Source organism: Mesorhizobium sp. M7A.F.Ca.MR.176.00.0.0, assembly GCF_004023165.1.
GTDB lineage: Bacteria > Pseudomonadota > Alphaproteobacteria > Rhizobiales > Rhizobiaceae > Mesorhizobium.
The window spans coordinates 1-10,322 of record NZ_RZTC01000164.1 but is presented as its reverse complement, the minus strand read 5'-3'; the positions used below and the strand labels follow the sequence as shown (position 1 = coordinate 10,322).

The 10,322-nt window shown below is 63.0% G+C and carries 12 protein-coding genes; 6 read left to right on the top strand and 6 right to left on the bottom strand.

Translation table 11 applies throughout. The features are described 5' to 3' along the window. Positions 1–101: 101 nt before the first annotated feature. On the bottom strand, positions 102–2,792 hold the full coding sequence (acnA, locus tag EOB59_RS31930) for an aconitate hydratase AcnA (RefSeq protein WP_128290107.1): 2,691 nt from the start codon (positions 2,790–2,792) through the stop codon (positions 102–104). Between the two features lie 280 nt (positions 2,793–3,072). On the opposite strand from acnA, the gene ccmA reads away from it, so the two are divergent. The 4 genes from ccmA to EOB59_RS31910 all read left to right on the top strand — a co-directional run bounded on the left by ccmA (position 3,073) and on the right by EOB59_RS31910 (position 5,254). Beyond that, positions 3,073–3,696, top strand: a complete 624-nt coding sequence (gene ccmA, locus EOB59_RS31925; protein ID WP_128290106.1) for a heme ABC exporter ATP-binding protein CcmA — start codon at positions 3,073–3,075, stop codon at positions 3,694–3,696. A 25-nt stretch (positions 3,697–3,721) separates the two neighbouring features. Next, positions 3,722–4,387: a heme exporter protein CcmB gene (gene ccmB / locus EOB59_RS31920; protein ID WP_128290105.1), complete on the top strand. Its 666-nt coding sequence runs from the start codon at positions 3,722–3,724 to the stop codon at positions 4,385–4,387. A gap of 124 nt (positions 4,388–4,511) precedes the next feature. Beyond that, positions 4,512–4,679 (top strand): heme exporter protein CcmD, encoded by a 168-nt coding sequence (gene ccmD / locus EOB59_RS31915; RefSeq protein ID WP_127268184.1) that lies wholly within the window; start codon positions 4,512–4,514, stop codon positions 4,677–4,679. Then, complete coding sequence (locus tag EOB59_RS31910) at positions 4,676–5,254, top strand: DsbE family thiol:disulfide interchange protein (RefSeq protein ID WP_128290104.1); 579 nt, start codon at positions 4,676–4,678, stop codon at positions 5,252–5,254. Before ccmD ends, EOB59_RS31910 begins: the two co-directional genes overlap by 4 nt. 157 nt (positions 5,255–5,411) lie before the next feature. Here the strand turns inward: EOB59_RS31910 and EOB59_RS31905 are convergent, their stop codons facing one another. Next, positions 5,412–5,579, bottom strand: a complete 168-nt coding sequence (locus EOB59_RS31905; RefSeq protein WP_013528833.1) for a hypothetical protein — start codon at positions 5,577–5,579, stop codon at positions 5,412–5,414. 261 nt (positions 5,580–5,840) lie between these two features. On the opposite strand from EOB59_RS31905, the gene EOB59_RS31900 reads away from it, so the two are divergent. After that, entirely contained in the window at positions 5,841–6,761 is a 921-nt protein-coding gene (locus EOB59_RS31900; RefSeq protein ID WP_127268186.1) for an SMP-30/gluconolactonase/LRE family protein, read from the top strand. A gap of 109 nt (positions 6,762–6,870) precedes the next feature. After that, a complete protein-coding gene (locus tag EOB59_RS31895; RefSeq protein WP_023811297.1) occupies positions 6,871–7,077 on the top strand; it encodes a 4-oxalocrotonate tautomerase family protein in 207 nt (68 codons plus the stop codon). A 25-nt stretch (positions 7,078–7,102) separates the two neighbouring features. On the opposite strand, the gene EOB59_RS31890 is transcribed toward EOB59_RS31895, so the two are convergent. The 4 genes from EOB59_RS31890 to ftsY form a co-directional block, all read right to left on the bottom strand. Beyond that, the gene (locus tag EOB59_RS31890) at positions 7,103–7,633 is read right to left on the bottom strand and encodes an NADPH-dependent FMN reductase (protein WP_128290103.1); all 531 of its coding nucleotides are present in this window, start codon (positions 7,631–7,633) and stop codon (positions 7,103–7,105) included. Between the two features lie 39 nt (positions 7,634–7,672). Next, entirely contained in the window at positions 7,673–8,293 is a 621-nt protein-coding gene (locus tag EOB59_RS31885; RefSeq protein ID WP_128290102.1) for a pyridoxamine 5'-phosphate oxidase family protein, read from the bottom strand. 95 nt (positions 8,294–8,388) lie between these two features. Next, complete coding sequence (locus EOB59_RS31880; protein WP_027037447.1) at positions 8,389–9,063, bottom strand: septation protein A; 675 nt, start codon at positions 9,061–9,063, stop codon at positions 8,389–8,391. A 61-nt stretch (positions 9,064–9,124) separates the two neighbouring features. After that, on the bottom strand, positions 9,125–10,322 hold a 1,198-nt coding region (gene ftsY, locus EOB59_RS31875), incomplete at its 5' end, for a signal recognition particle-docking protein FtsY (RefSeq protein WP_245486845.1).

Below are 10,322 nucleotides of genomic sequence, written 5' to 3'. Positions count from 1 at the left end.
AGTAGGGCAGTAGGGCAGTAGGGCAGTAGGGCAGTAGGGCAGTAGGGCAGTAGGGTGCTCTATTCCCTACTCCCTTACTGCCCTACTGCCCTATTCCCTTACTAAGCCGCCAGATCGCGCAGCACGTATTGCAGGATGCCGCCGTTCTTGAAGTAATCGAGCTCATCCAGCGTATCGATGCGGCAGATGATCGGCACATTTTTCACCGTGCCGTCGCCATAGGTGACCTTGGCGATCATCGTCTGGCGCGGTTTGATGGTGCTCAAGCCGTCGATCTCGACCAGCTCGTCTCCCTTGAGGTTGAGCGATGCCCATGAGGTGCCTTCCTCGAAGACGAAGGGAATGACGCCCATGCCGACCAGGTTCGAGCGATGGATGCGCTCGAATGACTGGGCGATGACCGCGCGGACACCAAGGAGATTGGTTCCCTTGGCTGCCCAGTCGCGCGACGAGCCGTTGCCGTATTCGACGCCGGCGAAGACAACCAGCGGCACGCCTTCCCTTTTGTATTCCATCGCCGCGTCGTAGATCGATTCCTCTTCCTTCGACGGGTAGTGGATGGTGTAGCCGCCCTCGCGGCCATTCTCGCCCAGCATGTGGTTGCGGATACGGATGTTGGCGAAGGTGCCGCGCATCATCACCTCGTGGTTGCCGCGCCGCGTGCCGTACTGGTTGAAGTCGGCGACGCCGACGCCGTGGTCGGTGAGGTATTTGCCGGCCGGCGAGGCCGCCTTGATCGATCCGGCCGGCGAAATGTGGTCGGTGGTTATCTTGTCGCCGAACAGGCCGAGCACGCGGGCGCCCTTGATGTCGCCGATCTTGCCGAAACCTGCCGTCATGCCGGCGAAATAGGGCGGGTTCTGCACATAGGTCGAGTTGTCGTCCCACGCATAGGTCTGGCCTTCCGGCGCCTTGACGTTCTGCCAGTACTCGTCGCCCTTGAAGACGTCGGCATATTTGCGGGCGAACAGCTCGCGGGTGACGTTCTTCTCGATGAACTCCTGGATCTCGGCCGAGCTCGGCCAGATATCCTTGAGGTAGACCGGCTCGCCGTTCTTGTCCTCGCCAAGCGGCTCGGTGGTCAGGTCCTTTGTGACGGTGCCGGCCAGCGCGTGTGCCACGACCAGCGGCGGCGACGCCAGATAGTTGGCCTGCACGTCGGGCGAGACGCGGCCTTCGAAGTTGCGGTTGCCGGACAAGACCGCGGCAGCGATCAGGCCCTTGTCGTTGATGGTCTTCGAGATCGGCGCCGGCAGCGGGCCGGAATTGCCGATGCAGGTGGTGCAGCCGAAGCCGACCAGGTTGAAGCCGATCTGATCGAGTTCCTTCTGCAGGCCGGATTTCTCCAGATACTCGGCCACCACCTGGCTGCCCGGCGCCAGCGAGGTCTTCACCCACGGCTTCTGCTTCAAACCGAGGCGGTTGGCGTTGCGGGCCAGGAGGCCGGCGCCGATCAGCACGCTCGGGTTCGAGGTGTTGGTGCACGAAGTGATGGCGGCAATGACGACATCGCCATGGCCGAGATCATGGTCGGTGCCTTCGACTGCGTAGCGCTTGGAGATCTCGGCGGCCTTCTTGTATTCGGTCTCCATCGCCTTGGCGAAACCTTCCGGAATGCCTTCCAGGGCGACGCGGCCTTCGGGCCGCTTGGGTCCGGCCATCGACGGCACGACGGAGCCAAGTTCCAGCTCGAGCAGATCGGTGAACACCGGATCGGTCGAGCCGGTCTCACGCCACATTCCTTGAGCTTTGGCATAGGCCTCGACCAGCGCGATGCGGTCCTCGCTGCGGCCGGACATTGTGAGGTAGCGGATGGTTTCCGAGTCGACGGGGAAGAAGCCGCAGGTGGCGCCATATTCGGGCGCCATGTTGCCGATGGTGGCGCGGTCGGCCAGTGTCATGTTGGAGAGGCCCGGCCCGAAGAACTCGACGAACTTGCCGACGACGCCCTTCTTGCGCAGCATCTGGGTGACGGTGAGCACGAGGTCGGTGGCGGTGACGCCCTCTTTGAGCTTGCCGGTGAGGCGGAAGCCGATCACCTCAGGCAAAAGCATGGAGACAGGCTGGCCGAGCATGGCCGCCTCGGCCTCGATGCCGCCGACGCCCCAGCCGAGCACGCCAAGGCCATTGATCATGGTGGTGTGCGAATCGGTGCCGACGCAGGTGTCGGGATAGGCCGTCGTTTCGCCGTCCTCGGTGTTGGTCCACACCACCTGGCCGAGATATTCGAGGTTGACCTGATGGCAGATGCCGGTGCCGGGCGGCACGACGCGGAAGTTGCGGAATGCCTGCTGGCCCCATTTCAGGAATTTGTAGCGCTCCTCGTTGCGCTCATATTCCAGCTCGACATTGCGGGCGAAAGCCATCGGCGTGCCGAATTCGTCGACGATGACGGAATGGTCGATGACGAGGTCGACCGGCACCAGCGGGTTGATCTTCTGCGGATCGCCGCCGAGCGAGGCCATGGCGTCGCGCATCGCGGCAAGGTCGACCACGGCCGGAACGCCGGTGAAATCCTGCATCAGCACGCGGGCCGGGCGATAGGCGATCTCGACGCCGGCGGTGCCCTTGTCGGTCAGCCAGCCGGCCACCGCCTGGATCGATTCCTTGGTGACGGAGCGGCCGTCTTCGTTGCGCAGCAGGTTTTCCAGCAGCACCTTCATCGAATAGGGCAGCTGCGAGATGCCGGTGAGACCGTTCTTCTCGGCCTCTATGAGGTCGAAATAGGCATACTCCGCGCCGCCTGCGGTCAGCGTGCGGCGGCAATTGAAACTGTCGAGGGATTTTGACACGTGCGATCCTTGTCTGTTCAGCCTGAAAGGGAACGGACGCCGATGGCATGCAATCACGCGCAAAGGTGCGGGTACGGCCATTTCCGCTGTCCGTTCCCAAGCAACCCGAGCCGTTCAAGGCGGCGCGTGCGCTGGTTCGGCGCTAATTCTGTTCCCGTGCCGACCGCTGGCACGGATGCACCGCATATAGAGAATTTTCTGGAATAGTTCTAGACAGTTGGAAAGCAAATTTGTGCGATGCGGCAGCGGCCGCGACACATGGTTTCAGGGCAGGCGAGGAATGCGGCTGATCGCCGAAAATCTGGGCGGCGAGCGAGGCGGCGAGGCGGTGTTTTCCGGCATCGATTTTGTTCTGGAGGAGCGTCAGGCGCTCATCGTCACCGGGCCGAACGGATCGGGCAAGTCGACCTTGCTGCGGGTCATCGCCGGGCTGCTGCCGGCGGCGCAAGGCAGCGTGAGGATCGAGGGTGCCATGGAGATTGAAGACGGGGACGAAGCGTTCCCGTCTGTTGCCTCGGCCTGTCACTACCTTGGCCACCAGAACGCAATGAAGCCGGCGCTCAGCGTGGCGGAGAATTTGCGCTTCTGGCGCGACTTCAACGGCGACGGACAGCTCGGCGTCGAAGAGGCGCTGGAAACGGTCGGGCTCGGTGGCATCGGCCACCTGCCGTTCGGCTATCTATCGACCGGGCAGAGGCGGCGCGCGGCGATCGCGAAACTGCTGGTCAGCCACCGGCCATTGTGGTTGCTGGATGAACCGACAGCGGGGCTGGACAAGGCGTCGGAAGCGCGGTTTGCGGGGTTGATGGCCAAGCATTGCACGGATGGCGGGATGATTGTCGCGGCGACGCATCTGCCGCTGGGGATCGAGGGGATGGAGTTGAGGATGGGGGAAACGGGTTGATGATGGCGCGCGAGCATCTCATACCATGCTAGCCCTCTTCGCCCGCGACATCCGCCTCAACATCCGTGCCGGCGGCGGGGCGCTGACCGGGGTCATCTTCTTCCTCGCCGTCATCGCCACCATCCCGTTCGGAGTAGGGCCAGACCTGAGGCTGCTGGCCCGCATCGGACCGGCCATCCTTTGGATCGGCGCGCTGCTGTCCTGCCTGCTCGGCCTCGACCGGCTGTTCCAGGCCGACCGAGAGGACGGCTCGCTCGATCTCCTGGTGCTCGGCAATGATCGCCATATGCTGGCCGTGACGGTGCTGGTGAAATGCCTGGCGCATTGGGCGGGGAGCGTGCTGCCGCTGGTCATCGCGGCTCCTTTGCTCGGCCTGTTCATGAACATGGAGCCGCTAGGCATCGGCGCCACGGCGCTGACGCTGCTGGTCGGGACGCCGGCGATCACGTTCATCGGCGCCGCCGGTGCGGCGGTCGCGGTGGCGCTGCCGCGTGGCGGGCTGCTGATCTCGGTGCTGGTGCTGCCGCTGACCATTCCGGTGCTGATCTTCGGCGTTTCGGCAAGCTATGGAGCGACCGCCAATCCCGATCCGTTTCTGCAGCCCTTCCTCATTCTTGCCGCGCTGACCCTGTTTCTTGGCGTGCTGGGTCCGGTCTCGGCGGCGCTGGCGCTGCGCCATGGCACAGATTGACGCGGCGTATGACTGCGGCGCGGCGACCGATTGCGAAGCCGACGGAGCGAGGCTAAGGGAAAGGCATGTCTAGACTGGGCGACATGATCGGCTTGGAAGCCCCCACTTCAGCGAGGCCCGTCGCATGAGCGCGCATGCACTCTACGTGACCGCCGCCTATGGCATTACGGCCGTGGTGCTGGCCGGATTGATCGGCTGGATCCTGCTCGACCAGCGGGCGCGCAAGCGCGAACTCGCCGAACTGGAGGCATCCGGCGTGCGGCGGCGCTCCGACAAGGCCGCAAAGCCATGAGCACCGAAACGGAAACGCCGCCCCCACGCACTCGTCGCCTGTTCGTGCTGTTGCCGCTGCTGATCTTTCTCGGCCTGGCCGGACTGTTCCTGTCGCAGCTGCTGTCGGGGCGCGATGCTTCGGAAGTGCCATCGGCCCTGATCGGCCTGCCTGCGCCGCAAACCAGCCTGCCTGCGCTGGAGGGGTCAAACCTGCCAGGGCTCGATTCGAAAACCTTCGCCGGCAAGGTCACATTGGTCAACGTTTTCGCGTCGTGGTGCGCGCCATGCCGCGAAGAGCACCCGGTGCTTCTGGCGCTGTCGCAGGATAAGCGTTTCACCATGGCGGCGCTGAACTACAAGGACCGGCCGGAAAATGCACGCCGGTTCCTCGGCGATCTCGGCAATCCGTTCCAGGCGATAGGGGTCGACGAAGCGGGCCGCGCGGCGATCGACTGGGGCGTCTACGGCGTGCCGGAGACCTTCGTCATCGGCAAGGACTGCAAGATCGCCTACAAGCATGTCGGCCCGCTGACGCCCGAGACGGCGAGAGATCTCTTGCTGCCACAGATCGACAAGGCGCTGGCGGCACGTTGATATTCAGGTGATGCCGGCCTGCAAACGGCGGCTTCCTGCGCTTCCGGTGCTCACGTACTTAAGTACGCTCCGCTCCGGTTCTCGGAAACCACCGTTTTCGTCTCGGCCTGACCTGAATCTCAACGCACCTTGGCGGTGCGTCTTATCGGACTCGAGATCAGCCGTAGATCTGCTTGTGGATCTGGTAGAGCATTTCCGAGCGATCGGCGCGCATGTCGGCCAGATCGCGGCTGGAAAAGCTGTCGATTTCGGCGACAAGGCGGTTGTAGTGCTTGCGCTTGGCAATGCTGTTGCGAGCGCGGGTCATGAGACTGTCGAGGATCATAGCAAGGTTCCTTTTTTGGCGCCGCGTTTCGGCGGCGGTTTCTTCCTCCCTTGATCGATACGAACCATGACATAGTAATGGTGCATTGCAAAAAGAAGATGTTGCAATGCACCATTGCGCTGGACGCATAGCCGGTTAATACGGCGCTAACGTCATGCGCAGAGCCGGCAAGCGATCTTTTGCATGACACTGTGCGTACCCACATTGCCTTCTGTCCCTCCGGCTGGCTTGATCCGGTGTCATTGATGCCGGGAGGAAAGCATGGCGGCCGCAGACTATTATGAAATTCTCGATCCGCGCTTCGCGCGCCTGTTCAACGGCAACGCGCAGGTCGAGAAGCTGTTCACCGGATGCCAGTGGGCGGAGGGGCCGGCCTGGTTCGCCGCCGGCCGTTATGTCGTCTGGTCCGACATCCCCAACAACCGCATGCTGCGTTATGACGAAACCGACGGCAATGTCAGCGTCTTCCGCCAGCCGTCCGGCAATTCGAACGGCAACAGCGTCGACCGGCAGGGCCGGCTGATCACCTGCGAGCATTCGGGCCGCCGTGTCAGCCGCACCGAGTTTGACGGCTCGGTCACCACGATCGCGTCCAAATGGAAGGGCAAGCGGCTGAATTCGCCCAACGACGCGGTGGTGAAATCCGACGGCTCGATCTGGTTCACCGATCCGAGCTACGGCATCGATACGGATTATGAGGGCGACAGGGCCGAGAGCGAAATCGGCGCCTGCCATGTCTACCGGGTCGATCCCGGCACGGGCGAGGTCGAAGCCGTCATCACCGACATGGTCCGGCCCAACGGCCTGGCCTTCTCGCTCGACGAGAGCAAGCTTTATGTCGTCGACACCGGCCGCACGCATGGCGCCCAGAATCCGGCGCATATGCGGGTGTTCAATGTCGGCAAGGGCGGCAAGAAGGTTTCGGGCGAGAAAATCTTCGCCGACTGCACGGCCGGCCTGTTCGACGGCTTCAGGCTCGACGAGGACGGCCGCATCTGGACCAGTGCCGCCGACGGCATCCATTGCTACGATCCGGACGGCACGCTGATCGGCAAGGTCAAGGTGCCGGAAGTTACCGCCAACTGCGTGTTCGGCGGCAACAAGCTGAATTGCCTCTACATCGCCGGCACCACGTCGCTCTACATGGTGCGGCTGATGGTCAACGGCGCCAAGACATACTGAGACTGGAGCACTGGCTGAGACTGGAGCACTGGCTGAGACTGGAGCACTGGCGGCCGTCCGACGGTTTCATCGAAGCGGGTCGCGAGCACGAACATCCCGGGAGGACAAAATGCCATTCGTCAACATCCGCATCGTCAAGGAAGTGATATCAGCCGATCCGGCAGGCAAGAAGGCGGACATCGCCAAAAAGGTGACGGCGGCCATCATGGACGCCACCGGGCTGAGCAACGACGATGTCTGGGTGGTTTTTGAAGAGGTCAACGCGCGCGATTGGTACGTTGGGAAGACTGATGTGGAGACGCTGCGAAAGGGCTAGCTCGAAGGTCTGGGGTGGCCGCCGCTCAACGCGAGCGGATAAACTCCGCGAAGGCATTCAGCGCATCATGCATCGCCTGCCGGTTCCCCGGCTCGTCGAGGATGCCCGTCACCTCCGGCGGCTTCTTGCCGAGCAGGGCAATCTCCAGCACGTCGTCGCAAAGTGCGAACGACATGGTGCGCATGATCTCGGCCAGTGCGGCGCGGGCGAACAGCGAGCGCGGCGAGGCGTGTGCCAGCATGGCGGGCTTGGCGACAGCGGCATCGCGCGAGACCAGCCAGTCGAGGGCGTTCTTCAGCCCGCCCGGCACGCCATGGGCATATTCCGGACAGGAAACGATCAGGCCGTCGGCTCGGCTGACGGCATCGATCAGCTTGGAGGCTTCGAGCGGTGTCCGCTCGCCTTCATCGTCGGGATTGAAGATCGGTAGACGGCCGAGCCCGTCACGGACGGTGACGCGGCAGCCAGACGGCGCTTCGCGCGCCAGTGCGGCGATCAGCGCCGAATTTGTGGAGGCCGCGCGCAGGCTGCCGGAAATGGCAAGGATGTTCAGCAATGTATGGAATCGGTCCAGACGCGAATCGCGTTCGGAACCCTACCACATCGTCTTCCTGTATTCCTCGTCGAGCCAGCGATCGGTCGCCTCGGCGGAATCGGCAACCGCCAGCTGATCGCGCATGATCTGGCCGAGCGTCGGCAGCGTCGCGCGGTCGTACCAGGTTTCCGGCTTCCACAAATCCGAGCGCATGAAGGCTTTTGCGCAGTGCATGTAGGCGGCCTTGACGCTGACCACGACGACGCTTTGCGGCCCCCTGCCGTCGACGGCGAGCCGTTCGCGCAAATTTGCGTCGACGGTGATGCGGGCATCGCCGTTGACGCGCAGCGTCTCGTTCATGCCGGGAATGAGGAAGAGCAGCCCGACCGAGGGATTGAGGAGGATGTTCTCCAGCGTGTCGAGCCGGTTGTTGCCGGGCCGGTCGGGAATGGCGATGGTGGTGTCGTCGAGAACGGTGGCAAAGCCCGGCTTGTCGCCCTTCGGCGTCACGTCGGCGTTGCCGGCACCGTCGGACGAGCCGATCAGCACGAACGGGCTCTTGCCGATGAAGGAGCGGCAATGGCCGTCAAGTTTTTTCAGCTCCTTGCGGATAGAACCGTCGGTCGGCCGTGGCGTCTTGTAGATCGTCCTCAACTGGTCGTGCGTGGTGATGAATTCCATGTCCCTCTCCCCAGAACGGTTCATTGTCTCACGAACGCAGAACCGCTGTTTCCCTTTGTTTTGACGCAACTCCGGACACTTTTCCTGAAACTGCTCTATTTCCCGGCCTTCTCTTCTTTGCCGGCCTTGTCCTCGAGCGAATGACGCAGGATCAGCGGCATCTGGCTGAAGGTGAACAGAAGCGTGATCGGCATGATGCCCCAGACCTTGAAAGTAACCCAGGCATCGGTGGAAAAATTGCGCCACACCACCTCATTGACGATGGCCAGGAACAGGAAGAACAGGCCCCAGCGGAAGGTCAGTTTCCGCCAGCCTTCGGCGTCGAGGCTGAAGGCTGAATCGAAGACATAGCCAAGCAGCGACTTGCCGAAGTAGAGGCCGCCGAGCAGCACGCCTCCGAACAGCGTGTTGACGATGGTCGGCTTCATCTTGATGAAGATGTCGTCCTGCAGATAGAGCGTCAGCGCGCCGAAGATGAAGACGACGACGCCCGACACCATCGGCATGATCGGCAAGGTGCGGGTGAGCAGCCACGAGGCGATCAGGGCGATTGCCGTGGCGGCCATGAACAGCCCGGTGGCAACGAAGATCGGCCCGCCGAACTCGGCCAGAACAGGGAATTTCTGCACCAGCCATCCGCCGCGCGCATTGGCGAAGAAGAACACCATCAACGGCCCAAGCTCCAGCACCAGCTTGAGCAGCGGATTGACGCCTTCCTTCTTCTGCTTCTGCGGGTCCGACGGATCGCGTTCGAGAATGGGTGGGTTCATGGAATCTCTTTCTTGCGCATGATCTGATCCAAAAAGTCTGCACCTTTTTGGGACATGCTTGTTAGGCTACTCCAGCGATCGCCCTGGCGAATTCGCTTGCTGAGAACGGTTCGAGGTCGTCGACCTGTTCGCCGACGCCGATGAAATAGACCGGCAATTTGTGCTTTGCCGCGATCGCCACCAGAATACCGCCGCGTGCCGTGCCGTCCAGCTTGGTCATCACCAGGCCGTTGACACCGGCGATATTGCGGAAGATCTCGACCTGGTTGAGCGCGTTCTGGCCGGTGGTGGCGTCGACTGTCTGCAGCACGGTGTGCGGCGCTTCCGGGTCGAGTTTGCCAAGCACGCGGACGATCTTTTCGAGCTCGGCCATCAGTTCGGTCTTGTTCTGCAGGCGGCCGGCGGTGTCGATGATCAGCACGTCGGAACCGGCCTCCCTGGCCTTCTCGAAGGCGTCATAGGCGAGCCCTGCGGCATCGGCGCCGATCTTGGAGGCGATGACCGGCGATTTCGTCCGCTCGCCCCAGATCTTCAGCTGCTCGATCGCAGCGGCGCGGAAGGTGTCGCCGGCAGCGAGCATCACCGACAGCCCGCCATCGGTGAGCTTGGCGGCGAGCTTGCCGATGGTCGTGGTCTTGCCGGTACCGTTGACGCCGACCACCAGGATGACATGCGGCTTATGCGAGAGGTCGAGTTCCAGCGGCATGGCGACATGGGTCAACACCTTTTCCACCTCGGCAGCCATGATGGCGCGAACCTCGGTGTCCGAGACGTCCTTGCCGTAGCGGCTGGCGGCCAGCGCGTCGGTAACGCGCAAGGCCGTCTCCATGCCGAGATCGGCACGGATCAGCACATCCTCGAGGTCCTGCAAAGTCTCTTCGTCCAGCTTGCGCTTGGTGAAGACGCCGGCAATGTTGCCGGTGAGCTCCTTGGAGGAGCGGGCAAGCCCGTCCTTCATGCGCTGGAACCAGGAGCGCCTCGGTGCCGGTTCGGGCGCCTTCCGCGGCTCGGCCTTCTGCTCGACCTTTTTGGTGACGGTCACCTTGCCAGGGGCGGCTTTCGGCTCCGGCGCGGGTTGTGGAAGAGACTGCGGCTCGGGCGCGATTTCCGCAATGACCGGCTGCGATTCGATCGGCGCAGGCTGGCGAATGGGAGGTGCGATTTCGGCGGCGGGCGCTTCGGCCACGAGAGCAGCCGGCATGGCTTCCACGGGTGGCGCCGAATCTTTCGCAAGTTCGTGCTGCCCCTCACCCCTACCC